The organism is Roseovarius sp. MS2 (assembly GCF_051447875.1).
Lineage (GTDB): Bacteria > Pseudomonadota > Alphaproteobacteria > Rhodobacterales > Rhodobacteraceae > Roseovarius > Roseovarius mucosus_A.
Genome location: NZ_JBKHVF010000001.1, coordinates 2,614,454 through 2,639,920, shown reverse-complemented (window position 1 = coordinate 2,639,920; position 25,467 = coordinate 2,614,454). Strand labels below are relative to the sequence as shown.

The window sequence follows — 25,467 nt, the reverse complement described above, 5'->3', positions numbered from 1 at the left end:
CAAGCCCCCCCTCCCTTGACGCCCCTACCCGAAACCCCCACTCTCCGCCCGAACCCCAGACCGAAGGAGCCGGAATGGCCAGAACACCCGCCCCTTTTGCCGCCTTTGAATGGCTGATCGCTTGGCGCTATCTGCGCGCCAAACGGGCCGAGGGCGGCGTCAGCGTGATGACTTGGATCAGCCTGATCGGCATCACCCTTGCGGTCTTTGCCCTTATCGCCACGCTGGCCGTGCGTTCGGGCTTTCGTGCGGAATTCGTCGATACGATCCTTGGCGCCAATGCGCATGTCACCGTCTATAATTCCGGCGCGGTGGATGCGACGGGCCGGGTGGACCGCAGCCTAGAGGATTATGCCGCCATGGCGGACCGCGTGCGCGCGGTGTCCGGCGTCACGCGCGTGGCCCCGCTTGTCAAAGGGCAGGTCATGGCCAATGCCCGCGACCGCAACGCGGGCGTGCAGGTGTATGGCATCACGGCGCAGGATCTGGCGACCATCCCCCGCGTCGCCGACCCTGAGACCGGCGTGGGCGACATCGCGCGCTTTGACCAAGGGATCGCCATTGGTTCTGGCGTGGCACAGGAACTGGGCGTCACAGTGGGCGACCGGATCAAGCTGATTTCCCCAAACGGGGTCAAAACGCCCTTGGGCACCAGCCCGCGCGTCAATGCCTATGAGGTGGTCTATATCTTTACCGCCGGGCGCTATGACATCGACCGGGTTCGCGCCTATCTGCCCTTTGCCGAGGCGCAGAGCTTTTTCAACCGCGACGGACGTGCCGATGAGTTGGAGGTGATGGTGGCCGAGCCTGAGCGCGTCGACGACCTGACCGTGCAGCTCTTGGAGGCGGCGGGTGAGCGCGCCTTGCTCTGGACGTGGCAGGATGCGAGCGGGTCATTCCTGCGCGCGCTCGAGGTCGAGGATAACGTGATGTTCGTGATCCTCTCGATCCTTGTGCTGATTGCGGCGATGAACATCACAAGCGGCCTGATCATGCTGGTCAAGAACAAGGGCCGGGATATCGGCATCCTGCGCACCATGGGCCTGACCGAGGGGTCGATCCTACGGGTATTCTTTATCTGCGGGGCCTTTACCGGCATGATCGGCACGGCGATGGGGGTGATCCTGGGCTGTCTTTTCGCGCTTTATATCGACCCGATTTTCAGCTTTGTGAATATGGCGATGGGCGGTCAGGTCTGGGATCCGTCAATCCGCGGCATCTACCGGCTGCCCGCGCAACTGAGGTCCGAGGATGTGCTGTCGGCGGTGATGCTGTCGCTGGGCCTCAGCTTTGTCGTGACGATCTTTCCGGCGCGGCGGGCGGCACGGATGAACCCGGTGGAGGCGCTGCGCTATGAGTGAGGCCATGCTGCGCCTGTCGGGCGTCGAGAAGATCTATAATCGCGGGCAGACCTCTGAGGTGCGGGTGTTGAACGGCGTTGACCTGACCCTTGCACGCGGCGAGATGGTGGCGCTGGTCGCCCCGTCAGGCGCGGGCAAATCCACGCTGCTGCATATCGCGGGGCTGCTTGATACGCCCGATGCGGGGCGGGTCGAGATCGGGGGCGAGGACATGACCGGCCTCACGGACCGGCGGCGCACCATGGTGCGGCGGCAAGAGGTGGGCTTTGTCTATCAGTTTCACCATCTTCTGCCCGAGTTCAGCGCGCTGGAAAATATCGTGCTGCCGCAACTGGCCAATGGCGTGGCGCGGCGGGATGCCGTGGCGCGGGCGCAGACGCTATTGGAACAGGTGGGCGTGGGGGCGCGCGCCGGGCACCGGCCTTCGGCCATGTCGGGGGGTGAACAACAGCGCGTGGCCTTTTGCCGGGCGCTGGCCAATGGGCCCCGCGTGCTTTTGGCGGATGAACCGACCGGCAATCTTGATCCCGGCACCTCGGATCAGGTCTTTGCCGCGCTCACGGGGTTGGTGCGGGGCACCGGCCTTTCGGCGCTGATTGCCACGCATAACCTTGATCTGGCGGCGCGTATGGACCGTATCTTGCGGCTGGATCAGGGGAAGGTTGTGCCGGGCTGACGCCCGCCACTCACAGCCCCGATTGCGCCACATCCTGAAAGAGCACCGGCACGCGGCAGGATTTGGGGGGCGTTTCGCCAATCATCAACAGGTCCGACGCCTCGATATAGCCTGCGAACCATGCGGCGAGCGCCACCGGATCATCGGTGGCCACACCCGGCCCGTCCACGGCATCAAGCACGATCTTGGACGGGGCCCAGACGCTGATCTGGCCGTGTTTCATCGACCAATCCAATTCGGTGCGCGTGGCCACCACGACGCAGCGCTCATCCCGCCCGGCCAGAACCCAAGCGTTCTGCTCCATCGCCAAAAGATCGACACGGCGCTGTGTCATGCGGTGGCCGGTCTGGGGCGGCACTTCGTCGGCACGGCCCACACAGAGGATCACCGGCTCTGCCCGCGCCTCAAGCTGATCGAGCCAGCGCGAGAGGTTGGGCGAGCGGATCGCGGTATTGGTCAGGAACACCACATGCGGATGCGGCGTCGTCGCGGCATGGGGCGTGATCGGTTTGGTCTTGAGATCATTCACAGAGCGCACAATCTCGACCCCAAGCGCGCCCGGCCCGCGATCCAGCTTTTCGATTCGCACAAAGGTGCGCACCGCCTGCGGCTCCCACAGGATGCGCTCTGCAATGCGTTCGGCGAGGGTTTCCAGCAGGTTCAACCGCTCTTCTGCCAGTTCAGCGGCAATCGCCTCTGTCACCTTGTCATAACTCAGGATGCGGTCCACATCATCCTCGATGGCATCGGTCAGCGGGCGCACCTCGACCACGACATTAAAGCAGATGCGCTGCGTCGTGCCGCGCTCGGCCTGAAAGGCGCCGATCTCGACCTCGACCACGTGATCGCGCACGGAAATTCGATCAAGCGGCCCATCGGGCGAGGTGGCGCGCGCGCGGGCAGAAGGATGCTCAAAGGCGAGGCGAATTTCGTGGGTCATGCTGTCGGTCCTGCGTAGCTTGGCCATTGGGATAGCATGCAGAACCAAGCCGCCGAAAGGGTGAATGCGACCGCCTAGCGTGCGAGGGCGTCAGGAACCCGCGCAGCATTCTTTCTGTTGGCCCGGCGTTCCGCCACGCTGCAGGCCCCGAAACGCAACAGACCCCGGAACGCTCCGGGGTCTGTTCTTCGCACGCTAGGCGCCCGGGATGAGGGCGCAGGTCGCTGGCCTCATACCTTGCATGCGGGGCAAGGCGTGTCTGCGGCAGAGGGCTGTCGCGGAGACTGGACAAGGACAGGGTGCGACCCGGCGTGCGGAACCCCTTGGGTGGATGTGTGCGGCGTTTCTGTCAGGGCCTCGTGCAGGCCATCAAGATCGGCACTGTGAAACAGGCGCGAGGACATCACCGAGAGATAGAGATAGGACATGGTCAGACTTTCAAGACTTGGGTGTGCGATCAGCCGGTGCGCACCGTGTCCGGGGTGCACCGCGCCAGCATCAGGCGGGTGACGTGAATGGCATCCTTGAGCCCGAGGCGTTCCTGTTTCAGCCGCTTCAACACGGCCATGTCGGGCATCGGACGCTGGTGCTCTGTTGTGATCAGGGCATCAATGTTCTGATGGCGGCGGCGCAGGGTGGCCATCCGGCTAAGCAGCGATTGGGGCGAAATACGGCGCGGCGTCATGCGGGGTCTCCTTGTTGGGGCATCAGCGGGGCATCGTGCTGACACTTGGGATATGGGCAGAACCAACGCAGATAAAATCCAATGGGATATTAAAATTCGATAGGAGTTTCCTATCTTAGGATCTGACAAGGGGGGTGACATGGCACAAGACATAACGCTCAGGCAATTGCGATATTTCATCGCCCTGACCGAGACCGGGCATTACCGCAAGGCCGCCGAACGCGTGGGCGTCAGCCAACCCTCGCTGAGCCAGCAAATCCTTGGTCTGGAAACCGCGCTTGGGATGACGCTGGTCGAGCGCGGGCATCGTGGGGCCATCCTGACACCGGGCGGGCGCGAGGTTCTGGCCCATGCCCGCAAGATGATCGAAGAGGCCGAGGTTCTCGGCAGTCTGGCCCAATCCACGCGCGAGGGTATGGCTGGCACCATCCGTCTTGGGGCCAGCCCAACGCTTGGCCCCTATTTCCTGCCCTATGTGGTGCGGCGATTGCGGCGGACCTATCCGGGGCTCAAGCTCATTATCCGCGATGCCGCCCCCACGGTATTGCAAGAAGAACTGCTTGAGGGGCGGCATGATCTGATCCTTGCGCAACTGCCGCTCAACTCGGGCGATATTGCCGTAGAGCGCCTGTTTCGCGAACCGCTCAAGCTGGCGGTGGCGCAGGATCATCCGCTGGCGGGGCAAGCCTCGGCGCAGGATGCGGATCTGGCGGGTCAGGATATTCTGGCGCTGCCGCGCGGCTATCCCATGCATACGCAGATTGTCACGCTCTGCGAAGAGGTGGGCGCGCAGCTACGGCAAGAGTATGAGGGCACCAGCCTTGACGCCCTGCGCCAGATGACGGCCCTGAACATGGGCATCTGCTTTCTGCCTGCGCTTTATGTGCAGTCCGAAGTGTCCCCCGAAACCGGCGACGTGGCGATCCTCAGCTTTCGTCAGGACAGGTTCCTGCGCTCGGTCGGGGTGGCGTGGCGCAGGCGCTCGGCGCATGGGCCGATGGTGGAACGCATCGTGCGGGTGATCCGAGAGGTGGCGCGCGACCGCTTTGCCGCTCTGGTGCGGCTGGAATGATTACTGGCGACGCTTGGCTGAACCACGAATAAAGGGCGCGGCCAAAAGACACCAACCCAAGACGGCCTGCCCATGCGCTGCAAGGCTCTGAGGGCCTTGCAACACCAAAAGCACAATCCCCTCACTTGGGTTGCGCGGCGGCCATATCACCCATTGAGCAGGCAGGCTTGGGATCAGCAGGCGGTAGTATTCGTAATAGAGTTGGGGCGAGAGCCAGATAAAGAGCCAGAACAGAACCAGAGCCCCCAAAAGCCTGCTCCAGATGCCCCGATGCCGCAACAAAACTCTGGCGGCCAGAATGAACAGAATGAAAAGAAAACCGCTCAGCCCAGCAAGGCCGATCTGCCCCCCGGTGGATAGATCGAAAAAGGAATCCTGTGCATACATCGGCCTTGGTTCTCAAACTCGGCGGCGCGTAAACGTTGCGCGTTTGAGCATCATGGGGCAAGGAGTAAGACGAGAAAAAACCGCCATTTCCAGCGGCTTTCAATGGTGTGATGCGCCGCCAGATCACTTGAGCGGGGCGACACCCAGAATGACGCTGAACTGCTCGCAATAAATATAGAGCTCTTGGAAGTCGTCGGTATTGATCCCGGCGGGCACCTCGAAACTTGCAGCCCCTTTCTTGACGGTCAGCTTGTCGTGGATCTTGGAACCCTTGGCATATTGCTCGCCATTGCCAAAACCGATCTTGATATCCGGTGGGTTCTTGCTGGGATCAAAAAGATAGTCATCTGCAAGATGAACGACGGTTTTGCCATCCTTTTTCTTGATCTTGACCGTTCCCGACACGGTATAACCCTGCCGACCCGAAAGCGTGCCCTTGCGGATATCCGAGGCCGCAAAGGATGGCGCGGCCCCAAGCGCTGTGGCGGCAGCGGCCAGAGTGAGGCCAGCGAAGTGACGACGCGTGATAAGCATTGAAATCTCCCTTTAGACTGTGTGGAAATCGCACTTAGGCACCGCTTGGCCGCATGGCAATCGCGGGGCCGGTCACAGGTGATCACCGGCGATCACCTTGGTGATAGCGCGCCAATCGCAGGGCCGCGCATCGGATGCGATGCTTGGGCAATGCCGCACGCCGCAGGGTTGGGCTGCCGCCATGCAAAAGGCCCCGGATCTCTCCGGGGCCTTTGTGTTTCATGCGGTCCGCCTTAGTGTGCGGGCTGCTTGTCCCAGTCTTCGCGCTTGGGAAGCTGCTCAAAGGTGTGCTCCGGCGGCGGCGACGGCAGGGTCCATTCCAGCGTGTCGGCATATTCGTTCCACGGGTTCGGCCGGGTCTCGCGGGCGCCCCGGAAGAGGGCATAGATCACGAGGCCAAAGAAGAACACGAACGACGCGAAGGACAGGAAGGCCCCAATCGACGACCACCAGTTCCACAGCGCAAAGGCCTCGGGATAGTCGATATAGCGGCGCGGCATGCCCTGACGACCCAGGAAGTGCTGCGGGAAGAAGGTAAGGTTCGCACCGATGAACATCGCCCAGAAGTGCAGCTTGCCACCCCATTCAGGGATCATGCGCCCGGTCATCTTGGGGAAGTAAAAGTAAATCCCCGCAAATATCGCGAACACGGCCCCCAAGCTCATCACATAGTGGAAATGCGCCACGACGTAGTAGGTGTCATGATAGGCGCGGTCCACGGCAGCTTGGCTGAGGACAATGCCGGTCACGCCGCCCACGGTGAAGAGGAAGAGAAAGCCAAAGGCCCAAAGCATCGGCGTGCGGAATTCGATCGAGCCGCCCCACATCGTGGCGATCCAAGAGAACACCTTGACGCCCGTCGGCACCGCGATGACCATCGTCGCCAGCATGAAATAGCTCTGCTGCGTCAGCGACATGCCCACGGTGTACATGTGGTGCGCCCAGACGACAAAGCCCAGAACCCCAATCGCGATCAGCGCCCAGACCATCGGCAGATAGCCAAAGATCGGCTTGCGCGAGAAGGTGGCGATCACATGGCTGATGATGCCAAACCCGGGCAGGATGATGATATACACTTCCGGATGGCCAAAGAACCACAGGATGTGCTGGTAAAGGATCGGATCGCCGCCGCCCGAGGGATCAAAGAAGGTGGTCCCAAAATTACGGTCGGTGAGCAGCATGGTGATCGCCCCCGCCAGAACCGGCAGGCTGAGCAGGATCAGCCAGGCGGTGACAAAGATCGACCAGGAAAACAGTGGCACCTTGAACAGCGTCATGCCCGGCGCGCGCATGTTGAGGAAGGTGGTGATCATATTGATCGCCCCAAGGATCGACGATGCGCCCGACACATGGACCGCGAAAATCGCAAGGTCCATCGACATGCCCGCCTCATTGGTCGAGAGCGGCGGATAAAGCACCCAACCCACGCCCGAACCCAGTTGTCCATTGCCACCCGGCGCCAAGAGCGAGGCCACACCCAGCGAGGTGCCCGCAACATAGAGCCAGAACGACAGGTTGTTCATACGCGGAAACGCCATATCCGGCGCGCCGATCTGCAAGGGCATGAAATAGTTGCCAAACCCACCAAAGAGGGCGGGAATGACGACAAAGAACATCATCAGCACGCCGTGATAGGTGATCATCACGTTCCAGAGGTGACCGTTGGGCGTACATTCGGCAACATCAGAGGCGATGAACCGTGCGCCTTCCATGCACATGTATTGAACGCCCGGTTCCATCAGTTCCATCCGCATATAGACGGTGAACGTGACCGAGATCAGGCCGACAAACGCCGAAACGATCAGATAGAGGATACCGATATCCTTGTGGTTCGTAGACATGAACCACCGGGTGAAAAACCCGCGCTGATCTTCGTGTTCGTGGCCGTGAATGGCTGCATCTGCCATTGTGTGCCTCCTGCTGGTGTTGGTGCGGGGCATGGGGAGAGCTTGAGTCTCACATGCCCGTGATGTTTCAGGGTTTTAGAATGTCTGGGGGGGCGCGGCAATGCGCGAATTTGATGCAGATCAAAGAATTTTGTCGCACCCCCTTGCGAGAGGGGGCGGGGATAACGGGGGGATTTGGGGGCGTCGCCTCTGGGTGCAGCGGCCGAGGGAAAAGACCTGCCTCTCACCCCTCCGGTTTGGGCGGGGGTGTGTAGGTGTCGGGGCTGGCGCGCCATTTCTGGTATTCGGCTTCGAAGGAGTGGGGGCCTATATCTGGCAATGCCCAATCCGGCCAGTGCGCGGGCCGGAAGTCCCCATCAACTCCTACAGATGCGTCTCCATAGGTCACTTTAAGCCAATGAAGGGATCCGAACTTGTAAACTTTAGGCCGCCCTAAAAAGTCACCTTCGAATGAAACACGTGCATTTCTAAACCTCGCGTATGTCAATTCTCGAGGATAGCCTTTGTCCTCCGAAAGGGGATAATGAAAAATCACTCCGATTAAATCGCCTTTGAGTTCTGCATTCCTCAGATCTGATTTAACGAAAAAAGCTCGATTAAGGTTTCGCCCTTTATCATTGTTTTCAAATCGAAAGGTTGCATTCTCAAAATCAGTTCGGACAAGATGGGTATGGGAAAAAATGCAATCAGTAAAATCAGCATGATCGAGATTCGCATATGATAGGTCTGCCATCTGAACACGCGCACCGGAAAACTTTGATCTCGAACCATTTATTCCCGTAAGACCCGCGTAGATGAAATTCGACCCAGAAAAATCAGCGTCTTGGCAGTAAGCGCCCTCAAGAAGACTTTTATAGAAATTAGCATTCGAGAAGTTTAAACCCTCGAAGTTTCCCTTGCGCAAGCATGAATTGGAGAGATCAAGGGTGTAGCCTTTGCCTTTCCCATCAGTATAGCTCGTTTCTATGAGAATTTGTTCTTTGCTACGACGGCCTATGACTAAAATCGCGAGCAAAACGTCGGACCTAGGTCGTTTCAGCTTTGACAACCAATCATATGGGCTTTCTGCGAGCTTTTTCTCCAGATCGATTTGATTGCAGCCGGGGGGAAAGTTACCAAATTTGGCCTTATCTGCAGGAGCATTCTCCCGCACATAGGCACACAGGATTTCCATCACTCGCACATGATCGCGTCCCTTGTCATAGCGCGTGCTGTCCTGCGCGATGCGTTCAAGTGAAAGGATCGCGCCGATACGGACCTCGATATTGGGTTCCGTAGTTTCTGTGCCGTTGCGCTTGACGCTCTTTTCCGCCCCCAACTGCTCCACCGCCTTGTTGATGCGGTCGGTGATATGGCCCTCTTGCTGGAAATCCACCGTGCGCTGTTTCAGCACCGTGCCCCAGACCACGAAGGGCGCACCAAGAAGCGCCGCAACCAGAGCGCCTGCGCCCAGTGACTGTCTGCCCGCAAACGCGGTGTCGCCACCCGAGAGCATCTGCCAGACCTGCCAGAGCGTGCCACCAAAGAGCAAAAGCCAGATCGGCACCATTGCCCAGCCAAAGGCCTTGAGCAGGGCCAGCGGCGCAGGTTTGCGGGTTTCCGTTTCTGTCGCGACCCAGACGATCACACTGGCCACGGCAATGCCCAGCGCAAGAAGAATGATCTGCCCTTGCTGCGCGCTGAGCGGCAATGTGATGGTCAAATCCGTCTGATCCATGCGCGCACCTTTACCAACCCGCGCTGCAACCTTGGCGAGATCGGGGCCTTGGGGCAAGGGGGAGGTTTTCGGGAAGCCAGAGGTCCTCGGGTCAGGCCCGAGGATGACAGGGGGCAACGGGGCCAGAGGTCCTCGGGTCAGGCCCGAGGAGGACAACACTACAAATCCCCCTCACCCCTTCGCCGCGAACACCTGTGACACCTGCGCCAATTCCCCCTCAAGCCCATAGGGCGCATTGACCACAAACAACCCCGAGCCAACCATCCGGTGACCGGCGCGCACGGGGGGAAAGGCGACCTCGTGGCGCAAGCCCTCTGGAAAGGCCGCGCCAAGGTGGATCAGCATCCCCTCATGCGCCCCGCTCGTCAGGATCGGATACCAGAGCATCAGGATGCCCACATTCCACTTGCGGGCGATCTGGGTCAGGTTGCGGGGGATGCTCTCATACTCGGTCTTGACCTCATAGCTGGGGTCCACCAGCAAAAGGCCGCGCCGGGGTGTGGGCGGGCACAGCTCTTGTGCCATTTCGAACCCGTCCTGCTGGCGGATCTGCACGTCAAAGCCCGCCAGATTGCGCCGCAGATGCGTGTTCTCGCCGGGGTGCAATTCGGCCAGATGCAGGCGGTCCACCCGGCGCAGGCTCTGCGCGGCGATCAAGGGCGAGCCGGGATAGGCGCTGGCCCCATGGGCCGCGCGGGTCTGGGTCAGACGGCGGCGATACGGGTGATCGGCGGCAAAGCGCGCCTCAAGCCGCGCCACGCCCTGCGCCGCCTCGCCAGTTTTCAGCGCCGCGGCATCGCCCAGATCATAGAGGCCGCGCCCGGCGTGGGTCTCGATATAGCTGAGCGGTTTCGGCTTTTGGCACAGATAGTCAAACACCCAGGCAAGCGCTGCGTGCTTGTGGACATCCGCCGGATTGCCCGCGTGGTAATGGTGCTGATAGCTGAGCATGGCGGTTGGTAGCAGGTCGCGGTGGTGTGGAAAAGGGGGCGCTTGGCGTTCCCGTCCCGGGCTTGACCCGGGACCCCGCGCCCCAATGAAGAGGCCCCGGCGCAAAGGCCGGGGCGGCACAGGCTACCCCACCACCGTGCCGGGCGGGCGCAGGGCATCCGCCAATTCGCCATAAAGCGCCATCCGCTCCTCTTCCGACAGGAACGCGCCAATCTCGACCTCGCGACCTGATCCCTTGAGCGTGATGTAATGCGCAACCGGCCCGCCGGTGTCATGCATATTGACCTGCGCCCAATAGCGGTTGCAGGCCCATTCCTGCACATCGCCGCGCGGGTTGGTGCGCACCAGATGCACCTCTTCGGGCGCGATGGTCAGAACCTCGGTCAGCCGCGCGGTGCGATAGCTGTGTTCCAACGCCCACCACATCCCCGCCACCGCCATAAGCAGAAACGGCAACAGCCCCCAAAGCACCGCCGTGCCAAGAAGCGGATAGAGCGGCACGGTGATCAGCGTGAACGTGGCCAGCACAAAGGCGGCAAAGCCCCGGCGCGGCAGCGAGCGGTGCGGCCAGAGTGAGAGTGTTCTATCTGTATCAGCCTCGGTGCGAGGCGCGGTCCATTCATACGGCATGCGAGGGGTTTTAACCCGAAGCTTAGAAATGAAAAGGGCGCGGAGAGCCTGTAAGCCGGATTCTGTCTACCCCGGACCGTAATCCGAGGCTGGATGACCATTCCTCTTGGGACGCTGTTGCCAACGCCCCTCTAGCTGCCAACCCGGACCGCCGGGCCAAGACGTGCCTGCGGGCGGTATCCCGGACCAGGGTCCAGGACCAGCCCCCGCGCGCGGTCCCTATTTGGCATTGCTCCCGGTGGGGCTTGCCGTGCCGGTCCGGTTGCCCGTCCCGCGGTGGGCTCTTACCCCACCGTTTCACCCTTACCTCAGATCACTCTGGGGCGGTCTCTTCTCTGTGGCGCTTTCCCTTGGGTTACCCCAGCCGGGCGTTACCCGGCACCGTTGTCTTGTGGAGTCCGGACTTTCCTCGTCACCCTTGCAGGTGCCGCGGCCATCCGGCCCTCCGCGCAAGGGCTGACTTAGGCGCTTGGGGCGGCGCGGTCAACGGCGAAGCGCGCGGCGAGGTCCGCCATCATCGCGCAATCCTGCGGGTCAAGCGGGCCGGTGACATGCGGGCGAAACCGCAGGCGAAAGGCGCGCAGGATATCGGCCTCGCTCACACCTTCGGACCGGACATAGCCAAACCGCGCGGCATCGTGTGGAAATTGCTCTGGGGCGGCCTCAGATCCCTGCGCAGGCCAGATAGACAGCCCCTGCCGCGCCAACCGCCGCCAGTCAAAACGCGGCCCCGGATCGCATTTGCGCGCGGGCGCCATATCGGAATGGGCGATGACACGGGCAGGCGGGATAGACCACCGCGCCATGATGCCCACCATCAGACCCTCCAGCGCCCGCATCTGCGGCTCGGGAAACGGATGCAGGCCGGTATTGGCCAGTTCAATGCCGATAGAGCGCGAGTTGACATCTGTCACATCCCCCCACTGCCCTGCCCCGGCGTGCCAGGCGCGCGCGCCCTCGTCAACCAGATGCCAGAGGCGGCCACGCTCGCAGATCAGGTAATGCGCCGACACCTCGGCAGAGGGATCGCAAAGCCGCTCAAGCGCCGCCTCGGCCGTGACCATCGCGGTATAATGCAGCACGATCATATTCGGGCACACGCCCCCCCGGCGCAGGCCGATATTGGGCGAGGGGTGCCAGATCACGCGCGCGTCAGCCGCGCACCGCGTTGCGGAACGGGCGCGGGTCCCAGTTGCAGGCATAGCCATCGCCATCGGGGTCCAGCCCCTGACGATCCCGCTCGGGCCCGCCGCGCCGCAGGAAATCAAGCTGCGCCTGATCGGCAGAGGGGTATTGGGCGCAATTGCGCTCGAATTTCGAGCCGGAATTGATGCTAAGGCGTCGATAGACCGGCGTGCCCACGGCATGTTTCGTGCTTAGCGCGAAATCCACGATATTGGGGCCCACATCGCTTGGGCGGCTGCCAATCGCCTCCGGCTGCACCACCTGATATTGCGCGCGGTTGTTGGCGATGCGTGCCGCATCCTCGGCAATCGACCGCTCGGCACCGACAGCGTCAAAGTTGTTTTCCTGCGAAATGCCAGCGGCATTCTCGACGGCGGGCGGTGGGTTAGAGGGGCTGGCCTGAAGCGGTGCAACACCGGAATTCGCCGCCGCCGCATCAAGCGCTGCGCGCGCTTCGGCGGCAATGGTGGCGGCATCGTCGGCACCTGCCGTGGTCTGACCTGTCGCACTCAGCGGCTCGGACGAGACGGCATCGGGCGGCGGCAGAACGCCGCGCGCCAGCGCCGCTTCGCGCGCGGCCTTGTCGCGCTGATAGGTGTCATAGTTCTGAAAGCCGACCCCGGCACCGCTATCGGGCACAGCGGGGGCGCAGGCCACCAGCGCCATCAGCGCAACCAAACCAAGTGTGAACCGCATCTCTTTCATCCTGCCAAAAGCCGTATCGACCGGGGCCTTACCACCATTTTGCGGGCTTTGCCACAAAACCTGCGGCCTGTTCCAGCGCATAGGCGGTGTTAAGCAGATCGCCCTCTTCCCAAGGCCGCCCAATCAGTTGCAAACCCAGCGGCAAGCCATTGCCATCCAGCCCCGTGGGCACGGCAACACCCGGCAAACCGGCCAGATTGACCGTCACGGTAAAGACATCGTTCAGATACATCTGCACCGGATCGGCATCCGTCATCTCGCCCAGCCCAAAGGCAGCGCTTGGCGTGGCCGGTGTGAGGATCGCATCGACACCGGCGGCAAAGGCCTCGTCAAAGTCGCGCTTGATCAGGGCGCGCACCCGGCGGGCGCGATTGTAATAGGCGTCATAGAACCCGGCCGACAGCACATAGGTGCCCACCATCACGCGGCGCTGCACCTCATGGCCAAAGCCTTCGGCACGGGTTTTCTCATACATTTCCGTGATACCATCGCCCTGCGCCAGCTTGGCGCGGTGGCCATAGCGCACCCCGTCATAGCGCGCGAGGTTGCTAGAGGCCTCAGCCGGGGCAATCACGTAATAGGCGGGCAGCGCGTATTTGGTGTGCGGCAGAGAAATATCACGGATCTCCGCCCCCGCCGCGCGCAGCATATCGGCCCCGTCAGACCACAGCTTTTCGATCTCGGCGGGCATGCCCTCCATCCGGTATTCGCGCGGGATGCCGATCACCTTGCCGCGAATATCCCCCGTCAGCAGCGCCTCGAAATCGGGCACGGGCAGATCAGCCGAGGTGCTGTCCTTGGGATCATGCCCGCACATCGCGCCGAGCATGATCGCGCTATCGCGCACCGTCTTGGTCATCGGCCCGGCCTGATCGAGGCTCGAGGCAAAGGCCACAATGCCCCAACGCGAACAACGCCCATAGGTGGGCTTGATGCCGGTGATGCCGGTAAAGGCCGCAGGCTGGCGGATCGAGCCGCCGGTATCCGTGCCGGTCGCCCCAAGGCAAAGATCGGCAGCCACGGCACTGGCCGACCCGCCCGACGATCCACCGGGCGTCAGCGCGGTTTCGTCATTGCCACGCCGCCACGGGTTGACGGCATTGCCATAGCAAGAGGTCTCATTGCTCGATCCCATGGCAAATTCGTCCATGTTGAGCTTGCCCAGCATCACAGCGCCCGCGTCAAACAGGTTCTGCGTTACGGTCGATTCGTATTCCGGCTTGAAGCCTTGCAGAATGCGGCTTGCCGCTTGGCTTGGCACGCCCTTGGTGCAAAAGAGGTCTTTGATACCAAGGGGAATGCCGCACATCGCGGGCGCATCGCCCTTGGCAATCCGCGCATCCGCCGCCTGCGCCTGCGCGCGGGCAACCTCGGGTGTGTGATGCACAAAGGCGTTCAGCGCCCCTGCCCCATCCACCGCCGCCAGACAGGCCTCGGTCAACTCAAGGCTCGTCACATCCCCTTTGCGCAGCGCATCGCGCGCCTCGGCAATCGTCATCCGGTTGAGATCGGTCATTATTCCACCACCTTCGGCACGGCAAAGAACCCCTCGCGCGCATCGGGCGCGTTCGACAGCACCGCCGCCTGCTGATTGCCATCGCTCACCACATCCTCGCGCCGCTTGAGGCGCATGGGCGTGACGCTCGTCATCGGCTCTACACCCGTGACATCCACCTCGTTCAACTGCTCGATAAAGCCGAGAATGGTGTTGAATTCATTGGCCAGCGCCGGCAGCGCCTCTTGCGGCACTGCGATCCGTGCCAGTTTGGCCACCTTGGCGGCGGTTTCGAGATCAATCGACATGAGACTCTCCCGTGATCCGTTTGGCTTGCGTTTAGCGCCGGGGCCGCGCGGGCGCAAGCGGATCAGGGTCACGCATCTGCCCCTTTCCTTGGCTGACACGCTCGCTAAGGTAAGGGCGAGGATGAACACAAGCGGAGGTGACAATGCACATCACATGGCTCGGCCATAGCTCCTTTCGGATCGAGATTGGCGGACAGGTCCTGCTCCTTGACCCTTGGCTCAATGGCAACCCGATGCTGCCCGAGGATCAGCACGGCCCCGCCACTGAAGGGGCCACCCATATCCTATTGACCCACGCGCATTTCGATCATGTCGCCGATGTGCTGCCACTGGCCAAGCGCCTCGGCGTGCCGGTGGTGGGGCAATATGACCTCATGTCCCATTGGGAGGCCAAGGAAAACATCGCCACCGTCGGCTTTAACAAAGGCGGCACGGTCGATCTGGGCGGCGTTCAGATCACCATGGTGCATGCCACCCATTCCACCTCGATCGCCACGGATGCCGGGCCGCAGGTTACGGGCAGCGAATGTGGCTATATGATCGCCGGTGAGGGGCATGTGATTTATGTTTCGGGCGATACCGATGTGATGGCCGATATGGGCGTCTTCAACGCGCTGCATGCGCCCGATATCGGCATTCTCTGCGCGGGCGGGCATTTCACTATGGATATGCGCCGCGCCGCCTATGCGGCCAAAACCTTTTTTGAGTTCAAGACGGTGATCCCCTGCCACTACCGGACCTTCCCGATTCTGGAGCAATCCGCCGAAACGCTTATCGCGGCCCTGCCCGGTGTCGATGTTATCGAACCGCAGGTGATGCAACCGATCACGCTGTAAGCGCGGCACCTTTCACTGTTCCCAAAATATTCCGCTGACGCCCTGGGCTTGTCCCGGGGCCTCATCCCCCGCTCAGCGTTTGGCACGCCGCCAGCCTGCGGCGCGGGCCTCGGCCTCGGAACAGAACCAGCGTTCGCCCTTGGCCTCGCTGATGACGGTCGCGTCATAATCCGCCTGCCCCGGCATGTGATAAATCTGATTGCCAGACCCGCTGCGATTGCCCTTGATCACGCAGCCCGCTTGCGGCGCGGGCGCGTTTGCCTGGGCTTCCGCCGCGCGCTCTTCGCGCACCATGCGGCGATGATCCTCGGGGCGTGCCATCAGCACCTCATGCAGACCGCGCCCGGCAATCACAGCCGCCTTTTCATCCAGATCATAGGCCATCGAATATTTGCGATAGGCCAGCGCCAAGCCATCCGCCACCAGCATCCGGCCCACATCCTGCCCCACCACCTCGCAACGTGCGACGGTGCGATCATAGCGGTCCCTCTCCACCGCCTGACAGCGCGCCTCGCGGTTCTCGATCCGGGCGCGCACCTCTTCGGCCACCCATGTGCCGCAATCCCAGGTCGCGCCATCGGGGTTGGTGCAGATCTGCCCCAGTTCCGGCGCGTCGATCCCGTGCAAGCGCACGCGAACCTCGCCCACATCAAGCGTGTCGCCGTCGATCACTCGGACAAGGCCGCCAAACCCCTCAGCCCCGGCAGAGAGCGGGACCAGACCGAGAACGATGAGTAAACAAATCCTTAACATACCCCCTTATGCCGGAGGCCGCCCCCCGGCTGCAAGACAGAAGGTGAACAAAAGGTTAACGGCTCAGCGCTGGCTTTGCGCCCAGTCGGGATGCATCCAGGGCTCTGCATTCTCGGGCGGCAGCGGGCTGCGGCCCAGCACGGCATCGGCGATCTTTTCGCCCACCATGATCGACGGCGCATTGAGATTGCCATTGGTGATGCGCGGAAACAGGCTCGAATCCGCCACGCGCAGCCCCTCGACCCCGATCACCCGGCCCGCTGGGTCCACCACTGCCATCGGATCACTGGCGCGCCCCATCTTGCAGGTGCCGCAGGGGTGATAGGCGCTCTCGGCATGCTCGCGGATGAAATCATCCAACGCGTCGTCGCTCTCTACCGCCGCACCCGGCTGAATCTCATGGCTCACATAGGGCGCAAAGGCGTCTTGCGCGAAAATCTCGCGCGTTAGGCGGATACATTTGCGGAAATCCTCCCAATCCTGCGCTTCGCTCATATAGTTAAAGCGGATCACCGGATCATCGGCAGGGTCGGCGCTGCGCAGGGTCACAGCGCCGCGCGACGGGCTGCGCATCGGCCCGACATGCGCCTGAAAGCCATGCCCCTCGGCCGCCGCCTTGCCATCGTAGCGCACGGCGATGGGCAGGAAATGATACTGGATATCGGGATAATCCACGCCCGCACCGGATCGGATAAAGCCACAGCTTTCAAACTGGTTGCTGGCCCCCGGCCCGCTTTTGTTCAAAAGCCAGCGCGCGCCCACCCACGCCTTGCCAAAGAGGTTCCAGTATTTGTAAAGGCTGACGGGCTGGCTTGCCGCCATCTGGATATAAAGCTCCAGATGATCCTGAAGGTTCTGGCCCACACCCGCACGATCCGCGACCACCGGAATGCCATGCGCGGCCAGATGCGCGGCAGGGCCAATGCCCGACAGCATCAGGATCTTGGGCGAGTTGATCGAAGACGCGGCAAGGATCACCTCGGCATGCGCGCGCACCACCTCTTTGCGCCCCTTGATCAGCACCTCGACGCCCACCGCGCGCCCCTCTTCTATCACCACGCGGCGGACAAACCCCCGGATAATATCGCAATTGTCGCGTTTCAGCGCCGGTTTGAGATAGGCATTGGCCGCCGACCAGCGCTGCCCTTTGTGGACGGTCATCTCAAAGGGGCCAAACCCCTCTTGCTGATGGCCGTTGTAGTCATGCGTCTCGGGATAGCCCGCTTGCTTGCCCGCCTCGACAAAGGCGCGCACCAGCGGATTATCGCGCCGCCCCCGGCTGACATGCAGCGGGCCATCATGGCCGCGCCACCCCGCATCGCCGCCATGCCCGCCGTCGTGCCAGTTCTCCATCCGCTTGAAATAGGGCAGCACATCGGCATAGCCCCAGCCATCGCAGCCTTGATCGCGCCAGTGGTCATAATCGCGCGCATGGCCGCGCACATAGACCATGCCATTGATGCTGCTAGAGCCACCAATCACCTTTCCACGCGGACAGACCAGACGGCGATTGCCCAAATGCGGCTCGGGCTCGCTCAGATAGCCCCAGTCATAGCGCTTCATGTTCATCGGGTAACTCAGCGCGCCGGGCATCTGGATAAAGGGGCCAGCATCCGTGCCGCCATGCTCGATCACCAGCACGGATTTCCCGGCCTCGGCCAGACGATAGGCCATGGCACAGCCCGCGCTGCCTGCGCCCACGATGACATAATCGGCTTGCATCAGTCTCTCTTTCCTTGCGCGCAATCTCCGCCGAAACCGGCAGAAATCGAGTATTTACAGAAGGATGAACGCATCACTCGCCCCGCGGAAAGCGTTTGCTTTCCTCCAGCACGTTGAGGTCCATGTGATTGCGCATGTACCGCTCGGATGCCTTTTGCAGGGGCTGGTAATCCCAAGGGTAATATCCGCCCTTGCGCAGCGCCTCGTAGACCACCCAGCGCCGCGCCTGACTTTCGCGCACGGCGGCGTCAAAGGCCGCCAAATCCCAGCGGGCCTCGGCCTTGGCCTGCAACTGTGCCAATGTCCCGGCATGGGCCGGATCATTGGCCAGATTCGTCAACTCATGCGGATCGGCCTCCAGATCGAATAGCTGATCGGGATCAAGCGCGCAGCGGTTGTATTTCCACTTGCCATAGCGCAGTGACACCAGCGGCGCTTGTGACGCCTCGGCGGCATATTCCATCGCAACAGGGGCCTCGCGCCTGCCGCCCTGCCCCAGATAGACCAGCGATTGCCCTTCGGTCCAAGGGGCCACCTCGGACATATCCGCCCCCGCCAGTTCGCAAAGCGTGGGGCAAACGTCGATATTGCTGACCGGATCGGTGATCAGCCCCGGTGCCATGCCGGGCGCGGAAATCATCAGCGGCACGCGGGCAGACCCCTCGTAGAAACACATCTTGAACCACAGCCCACGCTCGCCCAGCATATCGCCATGATCCGACACAAAGAGGATGATCGCCTCTTGCCGAGTGCTCTCTAGCGCCTCGAGAATCTCGCCAATCTTGTCGTCGAGATACGAGATATTGGCGAAATAGGCCCGGCGCGAGCGGCGGATATCCTCTTGCGAGATGTCGAAGTTGCGCCAGTCGTTGGCGTCGAAAATCCGCCGCGCATGGGCATCGTGATCGGCATAATCCATCGCGGGCACGTCGGGCAGCAGATGGTCGCAGTCTTCGTAGAGGTCCCAGTATTTCTTGCGCGCCACATAGGGATCATGCGGGTGGGTGAAACTGACCGTGAGACACCAAGGCCGCGCATCCAGCCCCCGCGCCAGATCATAAACCTTGGCGCGCGCGTTATGCGCCACCTCGTCATCATATTCCATCTGGTTCGAGATTTCCGCGACACCCGCGCCCGTCACCGACCCCATATTGTGATACCACCAGTCGATCCGCTCGCCCGGCTTGCGATAATCCGGGGTCCAGCCGAAATCGGCGGGATAGATATCGGTCGTCAGCCGTTCCTCGAACCCGTGCAACTGATCGGGGCCCACGAAATGCATCTTGCCGCTGAGGCAGGTCTGATAGCCCGCCCGGCGCAGGTGATGCGCAAAGGTGGGAATATCGGCGGCGAATTCGGCGGCATTGTCATAGACGCGGGACCGCGACGGCAAAAGACCGGACATGAAACTCGCCCGTCCCGGCGCGCACAGGGGCGAGGCAGTATAGGCATTGGCAAACCGCGTCGACCGCGCCGCCAACGCCTTGAGATTGGGGGCGTGCAGCCACGGGGCGGGACCATCGGGAAAGAGGGTGCCGTTGAGCTGATCAACCATAAAAATCAAGATATTGGGCGCGGTCATTCTTTGTCCTTCTGGGGTAGGCTGGTGTCGAGGTAATGCAGCAGCACATCAATCGCGAGGCCGGGTTGCATCGGCCCTTCGCGCAGCGCCTGACGGATATAAAGCCCGTCAATCATCGCCGCGAGGCCGCGCGTGAGCGTGCGCGCCTCATCGGGGGCCAAGGCGCGAAAGGCGTGATGCAGGTTCGACCGCAACCGCCGCTGATAGATATGCAGCAACCGCCGCGCCTCGTCCGAGCGCTGCGCCTGCACATAGAAATTGAGCCAGGCCGAGACCATTTCGCCGCGGAACTGCGCGGGGGTGAAACTGGCGCGGATGATGGCCTCGATCCGCTCCCGCGGGCTTTTGGCCATGATCAGCGCACCGCGCACCTCGGCCCCGTAAAGCGTCAGGATATGGCGCATCGCGGCCACGAACATCTGTTCCTTGGACCCGAAATAATGATGCGCCAGCGCGCTCGACATGCCAGCGCGCCGGGCGATCTGCGCCACGGTCACATCAAGGCTGCCATGCGCGCCGATCTCAGAAATCGTGGCCTCTACCAGCGCCGTGCGCCGGATCGGCTCCATCCCGATTTTCGGCATGCCCCCCCTCCAAAGACCTGTTGCCAGACTGGCCTAATCGTGTTTAATTGACTCGTCAATCAATAAAAAACACGAGGGACTGCATCACAACACTGCCCCCCTGCCAAAATGACGTTGTATTTCATCACAGCGTCATATTAGCCTTGGCAGGTATAAACCGACCGCCACGCGGCAGGGGGCCGCGCGATCTCGCGAGGTCACTCCAGAGAACAAAAGGCCGGTTCGGAAAAGCAAACCAAAGGGAGAAGACCAACATGACCATCCTTAATTCCGGCCGCATCAACCGACGCGGTTTCATGGCCACCACGGCCGGGGCAGCCCTTATTGCGGGCCTGCCTCTGCGGGCCAAGGCCGCGCCGTCGCGCGGCGGGCATCTGCGCGCGGCCATCGGCCATGGCCAGACCACCGACACCCTCGATCCGGGCACCTGGTCCAACAGCTTTACCACCTCGCTCGGCTTTGCCATTCATGGCCGCCTGACCGAAGTGGCCGCCGATGGCTCGCTCATCCCCGAAGTCGCCGAAAGCTGGGAAGCTTCGGCAGATGCGTCGGTATGGCGCTTCAAGCTGCGCTCGGGCGTGGCCTTCCATTCCGGCAAAAGCCTGACAGCGGCGGATGTGGTCAATTCGATCAATTTCCACCGCGGCGAAAATTCGACCTCGGCCGCAGGCCCGCTGGTGGCCCCGGTCACCGATATCACGACCGAAGGCGATGACATCGTTGTCTTCACCTTGGATGGCGGCAATGCCGATTTCCCATACTTCCTCAGCGACTATCACCTCGTGATCTGCAAGGCCGAAGGCGAGAGCATTGATTGGAAATCGGGCGATGGCTGCGGCAGCTATGTGCTCAAGGATTTCAATCCCGGCGTGTCCTATGCGCTCGAACGCAATCCGAACCACTGGCGCAGCGATGTGGCATGGTTCGACACCGCCGAAGTGCTGGCCATTGTCGACCAGAACGCGCGCACCACGGCGCTTGTCTCGGGCGATGTGGATGTGGTCGACCGGCTCGACCTCAAAACCGTGGGTCTTCTGGCGCGCAACCCCAACATCCAGATCAATTCGGTCGCAGGCACGCAGCATTTCACCTTTGCCATGGACACCCGGGCAGAGCCCTACAACAACCCCGACGTGCGCCTTGCCCTGAAATACGGCATCAACCGTCAGGAACTCGTGGACAAGATCCTGTTCGGCTATGGCTCGATCGGCAATGACCACCCCATCGGTCGCGGGCAGCGCTTCTTCAACACCGAGCTTGAGCAAAAGAGCTTTGATCCCGACAAGGCCAAATTCCACCTCAAGCAGGCGGGTCTTGACAGCCTTGAGGTCAAACTGTCGGCGGCGGACGCAGCCTTTGGCGGCGCGGTCGATGCGGCGGTCCTCTATCAGAGTTCGGCAGCACAGGCGGGCATCACCCTGACCCCGGTGCGCGAGGCGAATGACGGCTACTGGTCGGACGTCTGGATGAAAAAGCCCTTCTCCGCAGTTTACTGGTCGGGTCGCCCGGTCGAAGATCAGATGTTCGCCACCGCCTATAAATGCGGCGCGGCGTGGAACGATACCTTCTGGTGCAACGACCGCTTTGACGAGCTGATGCTCAAGGCCCGCTCGGAGCTGGACGAGGACAAGCGTCGCGAAATGTATTTCGAGATGCAGGCGATCTGTAGCGACGATGGCGGTCAGATCGTGCCGATGTTTGCCAATTACGTCTTTGGCAATTCCAACAAAATTGCGCATTCCGACACGCTCGGGGCGAATTGGGATGTGGACGGCATGCGCTTTATCGAGCGCTGGTGGATGGCCTGATCCATCCCGCCTGACCTAACTGCAAGGCCCGGGGTAGCCTATCCTCGGGCCTTTGCCAAACCGGGCCCTGCCCCGGAATAATCAACCATGGGAGAAATATCACATGAGCTTCAAGACAACCTTGACCGCTATCGCCCTTGCCACCGCCGCCACCGGACCGGCCATGGCCAATTGTGACAGCGTGACCTTCGCCGATGTCGGCTGGACCGACATCACTGCCACCACCGCCGCCACCTCTCTTGTGCTCGAGGCGCTGGGCTATGAGACAGAAGCCAAGGTGCTCTCGGTGCCCGTGACCTATACGTCGCTCGCCAAGGGCGATATCGACGTGTTTCTGGGCAACTGGATGCCCACCATGGAGGCAGATATTGCCCCCTACCGCGAGGCTGGCACCGTTGACACGGTTCGTGCCAACCTCGTCGGTGCAAAATACACGCTGGCCACCAATGCCGCCGGGGCCGCGCTTGGCATCAACTCGTTTGAAACGATTGCACAGCATGCCGATGCGATTGAGTCCACGATTTATGGCATCGAGCCCGGCAATGACGGAAACCGTCTGATCCTCGATATGATCGAGGCGGATGCCTTTGGCCTCAAGGGGTTCGAGGTCAAGGAAAGCTCGGAACAGGGGATGCTGGCGCAGGTCAGCCGCGCGGATCGCCGCGAAGAGCCCATCGTGTTCCTCGGCTGGGAACCGCATCCGATGAACGCCAATCACGACTTGACCTATCTGACGGGCGGCGATGACTGGTTCGGCCCTGATCTGGGCGGGGCCACGATTTATACCAATACCCGCGCAGGCTATGTCGCGGAATGCCCCAATGTGGGCAAGCTGCTGGAAAACCTCGAATTCTCGCTGGCCATGGAAAACGAGATCATGGGCGCGATCCTGAATGACGGGGCCAAGCCCGAAGACGCGGCAAGCAGCTGGCTCAAGGCCAATCCGGATGCCATCGGCCCTTGGCTTGACGGTGTGACCACCAAAGACGGCGGCGATGCCATGGCCGCCGTAAAAGCGGCCCTCGGCCTCTGAGCATGGCGCTCAGGGATGACATCCTCGCCCTGATCAAGGACCAGCCCGGGATCACAGACGCGGAAATCAAGCGTAGGATCCCGGGGACAGGATTGCGCCATCAACAGGTTAATGCACGCTGCCGCTTGCTTGCCGAAGAAGGCCTTATTCGTAGGATCAAGCCATCAAGGGGAGCAATCGGCAATTATCCCGAGGCGTCGTTGGAAAAGCCTGAGGGCAGCCCCCGACCGCGGGTGGGGGAGAAGCCCCCGCCCGGGGGGGCGGTCGGGGGCTGCCCGGCGGAGCCGCCGGGCGCAACTATCCAAGCTGTCGCGCCTACATGCATCAACATCGAATTTTTTTGGCAAAGCGTGGGCGAAATTCAGTTTCTAGATGAGTCTCTGCACTTTCCGCACCTGCCTGCACGCGCTGGACTCTACCGCATAAGATTGCCGGTGAGCCGATCCGTCTATGTCGGCGAAACGGTTAATCTGCGACGACGAATGCAGAATTACCGCAGGCCCGGGGCAACCCAGACGACGTCGGTTTGGGTCAACGATCATTTGCGAAACCGGCTCCGCGACGGCGAGCTTGTGTTACTCGAGACCTGCACCGATGCCATGACGACCACCGGCACCATCCGGCAGGGTGCCGATCTCAAATCCAAGATTGTTCGCGTCATGATCGAACATGCGGCTATCCTGTATGAAAAACAAGCAAACTGGATTCCACTGAACAAGGCGAACTGATGGACTGGCTGAGCGATCACAAAATCCCGGTGGGGAAATGGGCCGAAGGCTTTTTCCTCTGGCTTCAGGACAATGCGGCGGGCTTTTTCGACATGCTGTCGGTGCTCATGGAAGGGCTGATCGACGCCTTTCTCTGGGTGCTGCAAACCCCGCATCCCATGGTCATCATCGGCGTCTTTGTCGCCCTGACATGGGTCTTGCAGCGCAGTTGGAAAACCTGCCTGTTCGTGCTCTTGGGCTTTCTCTTCATCCTCAACCAAGGCTATTGGGAAGAAACCACCGAAAGCCTGACGCTCGTCATCTCGTCCTGCGTATTCTGCATGGCGCTTGGCGTGCCCCTTGGCATCGCCGCTGCGCACCGCCCGCGCCTCTATGACGGGATGCGCCCGGTGCTCGACCTCATGCAGACGCTGCCGCCCTTTGTCTATCTCATTCCCGCGATTGTGTTTTTCGGCATCGGCATGGTGCCGGGGCTGATCGCCACGGTGATCTTTGTCGTCCCTGCCCCCATTCGCCTGACGCATCTGGGCATTTCCAACACGCCCCAGCCGCTGCTAGAGGCGGCACAGGCCTTTGGCGCCACCAATCGCCAGACGCTCTGGAAGGTGGAACTCCCCTACGCCCTGCCGCAGATCATGGCGGGGCTTAACCAGACCATCATGCTGTCACTGTCCATGGTGGTGATCGGCGCGCTGGTGGGCGCGGATGGCCTCGGCGTGCCGGTGCTGCGCGCGATCAATACCGTCAATATCGCGCTAGGCTTTGAATCCGGGCTGATGATCGTCGTCGTAGCCATCGTCCTTGACCGCATGCTGCGGATGGAGGGGCGCAAGTGACCGATACAATCGTCAATTTCAACAAGGTCTCTATCGTCTTTGGCGATGCGCCCGAAACCGCCCTGCCCTTGATGGATCAGGGCATGAGCCGGCCAGAGATCCAGCAGAAAACCAGTCAGGTTCTCGGCGTGCATGATTGCGACCTCGCGGTTGCGCCGGGCGAAATCCTCGTGCTGATGGGCCTCTCGGGATCGGGCAAATCCACCCTCCTGCGCGCCGTCAACGGCCTCAACCCGGTGGTGCGCGGCACGGTCGAAATCCACGACGGCACCGGCATGGTCGATGTCACCAACGCCACCCCCGCCACCCTGCGCCGATTGCGCCAGCATCATATCGCCATGGTGTTCCAGCAATTCGGCCTCCTGCCCTGGCGCTCTGTGCGCGAGAACGTGGGCCTCGGCCTTGAACTTGCAGGCATGCCCAAGCCCGAGCGCGCCGCCCGCGTCGACCGGCAACTGGCCCTCGTCAACCTCTCCGACTGGGCCGAGCGCCGCGTGGGCGAGCTGTCGGGCGGCATGCAACAGCGCGTGGGCTTGGCCCGCGCCTTTGCCACCGATGCCCCGATCCTTCTGATGGACGAGCCGTTTTCAGCCCTCGATCCGCTGATCCGCAACCATCTTCAGGATGAACTCATCGACCTGCAAAAAACCCTTGGCCGCACCATCATCTTTGTCAGCCATGATCTGGATGAGGCGTTCAAACTGGGCGACCGTATCGCCATCATGGAGGGCGGGCGCATCGTGCAATGCGGCACGCCGCAGGATATCTTTACCAATCCCGCCACCGACTATGTGGCGGAATTCGTGGCCCATATGAACCCTCTGGGCGTGCTCTGCGCCCGCGACGTGATGGAACCGGCCAGCGGCACGCCCGACACCTGCGTTGGCCCCAACGCCAGCATTCAGGACGTGATGGAAAGCGCCCAAGGCCATGACCGCCCCGTTGGCGTGATCGAGAATGGCCAGCTCTTGGGTCAGATCACCCGCAACCGCATCTTGGCCAAGCTGCTTGATCCGCGCGCTTAGGCGTACG

Annotated in this window: 26 protein-coding genes and 1 other RNA gene; 9 read left to right on the top strand and 18 right to left on the bottom strand. The window is 61.8% G+C overall.

Going from position 1 to position 25,467, the window contains the following annotated elements:
- Positions 1-74 precede the first annotated feature (74 nt).
- Together ACLGGT_RS13000 and ACLGGT_RS12995 are read left to right on the top strand one after the other, a co-directional pair.
- Positions 75-1,361: a lipoprotein-releasing ABC transporter permease subunit gene (locus ACLGGT_RS13000; protein ID WP_437196406.1), complete on the top strand. Its 1,287-nt coding sequence runs from the start codon at positions 75-77 to the stop codon at positions 1,359-1,361.
- Complete coding sequence (locus ACLGGT_RS12995; protein WP_375554025.1) at positions 1,354-2,037, top strand: ABC transporter ATP-binding protein; 684 nt, start codon at positions 1,354-1,356, stop codon at positions 2,035-2,037. The genes ACLGGT_RS13000 and ACLGGT_RS12995 overlap by 8 nt, the downstream gene beginning before the upstream one ends.
- Before the next feature lie 10 nt (positions 2,038-2,047).
- Here ACLGGT_RS12995 and ACLGGT_RS12990 read toward each other — a convergent pair whose 3' ends face one another.
- Together ACLGGT_RS12990 and ACLGGT_RS12985 are read right to left on the bottom strand one after the other, a co-directional pair.
- Positions 2,048-2,977 carry a dihydroneopterin aldolase gene (locus tag ACLGGT_RS12990; RefSeq protein ID WP_008280068.1) on the bottom strand — a complete coding sequence of 310 codons (930 nt, stop codon included), beginning with the start codon at positions 2,975-2,977 and terminating at the stop codon, positions 2,048-2,050.
- Positions 2,978-3,434: 457 nt separating this feature from the next.
- Positions 3,435-3,662, bottom strand: a complete 228-nt coding sequence (locus ACLGGT_RS12985) for a YdcH family protein (protein WP_037297165.1) — start codon at positions 3,660-3,662, stop codon at positions 3,435-3,437.
- 139 nt (positions 3,663-3,801) lie between these two features.
- On the opposite strand from ACLGGT_RS12985, the gene ACLGGT_RS12980 reads away from it, so the two are divergent.
- Positions 3,802-4,734 (top strand): hydrogen peroxide-inducible genes activator, encoded by a 933-nt coding sequence (locus tag ACLGGT_RS12980; RefSeq protein WP_219436265.1) that lies wholly within the window; start codon positions 3,802-3,804, stop codon positions 4,732-4,734.
- On the opposite strand, the gene ACLGGT_RS12975 is transcribed toward ACLGGT_RS12980, so the two are convergent.
- The 12 genes from ACLGGT_RS12975 to gatC form a co-directional block, all read right to left on the bottom strand.
- Positions 4,735-5,121, bottom strand: coding sequence for a hypothetical protein (locus ACLGGT_RS12975; protein WP_437196404.1), 387 nt, complete (start codon positions 5,119-5,121; stop codon positions 4,735-4,737).
- A gap of 123 nt (positions 5,122-5,244) precedes the next feature.
- A complete protein-coding gene (locus tag ACLGGT_RS12970) occupies positions 5,245-5,655 on the bottom strand; it encodes a DM13 domain-containing protein (RefSeq protein WP_008280064.1) in 411 nt (136 codons plus the stop codon).
- Between the two features lie 82 nt (positions 5,656-5,737).
- The gene (locus ACLGGT_RS12965; RefSeq protein WP_437196403.1) at positions 5,738-5,878 is read right to left on the bottom strand and encodes a hypothetical protein; all 141 of its coding nucleotides are present in this window, start codon (positions 5,876-5,878) and stop codon (positions 5,738-5,740) included.
- A 10-nt stretch (positions 5,879-5,888) separates the two neighbouring features.
- On the bottom strand, positions 5,889-7,562 hold the full coding sequence (ctaD, locus tag ACLGGT_RS12960) for a cytochrome c oxidase subunit I (RefSeq protein ID WP_008280062.1): 1,674 nt from the start codon (positions 7,560-7,562) through the stop codon (positions 5,889-5,891).
- A 223-nt stretch (positions 7,563-7,785) separates the two neighbouring features.
- A complete protein-coding gene (locus ACLGGT_RS12955; RefSeq protein WP_437196402.1) occupies positions 7,786-9,279 on the bottom strand; it encodes a pentapeptide repeat-containing protein in 1,494 nt (497 codons plus the stop codon).
- 171 nt (positions 9,280-9,450) lie between these two features.
- On the bottom strand, positions 9,451-10,230 hold the full coding sequence (gene rlmJ, locus ACLGGT_RS12950) for a 23S rRNA (adenine(2030)-N(6))-methyltransferase RlmJ (protein ID WP_437196401.1): 780 nt from the start codon (positions 10,228-10,230) through the stop codon (positions 9,451-9,453).
- 123 nt (positions 10,231-10,353) lie between these two features.
- Positions 10,354-10,860 carry a DUF2244 domain-containing protein gene (locus tag ACLGGT_RS12945; protein WP_008280058.1) on the bottom strand — a complete coding sequence of 169 codons (507 nt, stop codon included), beginning with the start codon at positions 10,858-10,860 and terminating at the stop codon, positions 10,354-10,356.
- Positions 10,861-10,895: 35 nt separating this feature from the next.
- An RNA gene (gene rnpB / locus ACLGGT_RS12940) (RNase P RNA component class A) lies at positions 10,896-11,309 on the bottom strand.
- Positions 11,310-11,321: 12 nt separating this feature from the next.
- Entirely contained in the window at positions 11,322-11,948 is a 627-nt protein-coding gene (locus ACLGGT_RS12935) for an N-acetylmuramoyl-L-alanine amidase (protein WP_437197417.1), read from the bottom strand.
- A 64-nt stretch (positions 11,949-12,012) separates the two neighbouring features.
- Entirely contained in the window at positions 12,013-12,741 is a 729-nt protein-coding gene (locus ACLGGT_RS12930) for a hypothetical protein (RefSeq protein WP_037297337.1), read from the bottom strand.
- Between the two features lie 37 nt (positions 12,742-12,778).
- Entirely contained in the window at positions 12,779-14,266 is a 1,488-nt protein-coding gene (gene gatA / locus ACLGGT_RS12925) for an Asp-tRNA(Asn)/Glu-tRNA(Gln) amidotransferase subunit GatA (protein WP_437196400.1), read from the bottom strand.
- On the bottom strand, positions 14,266-14,553 hold the full coding sequence (gene gatC, locus ACLGGT_RS12920; protein ID WP_008280054.1) for an Asp-tRNA(Asn)/Glu-tRNA(Gln) amidotransferase subunit GatC: 288 nt from the start codon (positions 14,551-14,553) through the stop codon (positions 14,266-14,268). Before gatC ends, gatA begins: the two co-directional genes overlap by 1 nt.
- Positions 14,554-14,696: 143 nt before the next feature.
- Between gatC and ACLGGT_RS12915 the strand changes: the two genes are divergently transcribed.
- Entirely contained in the window at positions 14,697-15,389 is a 693-nt protein-coding gene (locus ACLGGT_RS12915) for a metal-dependent hydrolase (protein WP_422002222.1), read from the top strand.
- A gap of 72 nt (positions 15,390-15,461) precedes the next feature.
- Here the strand turns inward: ACLGGT_RS12915 and ACLGGT_RS12910 are convergent, their stop codons facing one another.
- From ACLGGT_RS12910 to betI, 4 genes are all read right to left on the bottom strand, one after another.
- The gene (locus ACLGGT_RS12910; RefSeq protein ID WP_437196399.1) at positions 15,462-16,142 is read right to left on the bottom strand and encodes a thermonuclease family protein; all 681 of its coding nucleotides are present in this window, start codon (positions 16,140-16,142) and stop codon (positions 15,462-15,464) included.
- 63 nt (positions 16,143-16,205) lie between these two features.
- Positions 16,206-17,864: a choline dehydrogenase gene (gene betA / locus ACLGGT_RS12905; protein ID WP_437196398.1), complete on the bottom strand. Its 1,659-nt coding sequence runs from the start codon at positions 17,862-17,864 to the stop codon at positions 16,206-16,208.
- A gap of 73 nt (positions 17,865-17,937) precedes the next feature.
- Entirely contained in the window at positions 17,938-19,446 is a 1,509-nt protein-coding gene (betC, locus tag ACLGGT_RS12900) for a choline-sulfatase (protein WP_219436257.1), read from the bottom strand.
- Positions 19,443-20,030, bottom strand: coding sequence for a transcriptional regulator BetI (gene betI / locus ACLGGT_RS12895; RefSeq protein ID WP_232279164.1), 588 nt, complete (start codon positions 20,028-20,030; stop codon positions 19,443-19,445). The genes betC and betI overlap by 4 nt, the downstream gene beginning before the upstream one ends.
- Positions 20,031-20,284: 254 nt before the next feature.
- Here betI and ACLGGT_RS12890 point away from each other — a divergent pair, with 254 nt between their 5' ends.
- The 5 genes from ACLGGT_RS12890 to choV all read left to right on the top strand — a co-directional run bounded on the left by ACLGGT_RS12890 (position 20,285) and on the right by choV (position 25,460).
- The gene (locus tag ACLGGT_RS12890; protein WP_151978708.1) at positions 20,285-21,838 is read left to right on the top strand and encodes an ABC transporter substrate-binding protein; all 1,554 of its coding nucleotides are present in this window, start codon (positions 20,285-20,287) and stop codon (positions 21,836-21,838) included.
- Between the two features lie 103 nt (positions 21,839-21,941).
- Positions 21,942-22,871 carry a choline ABC transporter substrate-binding protein gene (choX, locus tag ACLGGT_RS12885; protein WP_081508018.1) on the top strand — a complete coding sequence of 310 codons (930 nt, stop codon included), beginning with the start codon at positions 21,942-21,944 and terminating at the stop codon, positions 22,869-22,871.
- Positions 22,872-22,873: 2 nt separating this feature from the next.
- Positions 22,874-23,599 (top strand): hypothetical protein, encoded by a 726-nt coding sequence (locus ACLGGT_RS12880; RefSeq protein ID WP_008280044.1) that lies wholly within the window; start codon positions 22,874-22,876, stop codon positions 23,597-23,599.
- Positions 23,599-24,435 carry a choline ABC transporter permease subunit gene (gene choW / locus ACLGGT_RS12875; RefSeq protein ID WP_008280043.1) on the top strand — a complete coding sequence of 279 codons (837 nt, stop codon included), beginning with the start codon at positions 23,599-23,601 and terminating at the stop codon, positions 24,433-24,435. The genes ACLGGT_RS12880 and choW overlap by 1 nt, the downstream gene beginning before the upstream one ends.
- Positions 24,432-25,460, top strand: a complete 1,029-nt coding sequence (choV, locus tag ACLGGT_RS12870; RefSeq protein WP_437196397.1) for a choline ABC transporter ATP-binding protein — start codon at positions 24,432-24,434, stop codon at positions 25,458-25,460. The genes choW and choV overlap by 4 nt, the downstream gene beginning before the upstream one ends.
- Positions 25,461-25,467 lie beyond the last annotated feature (7 nt).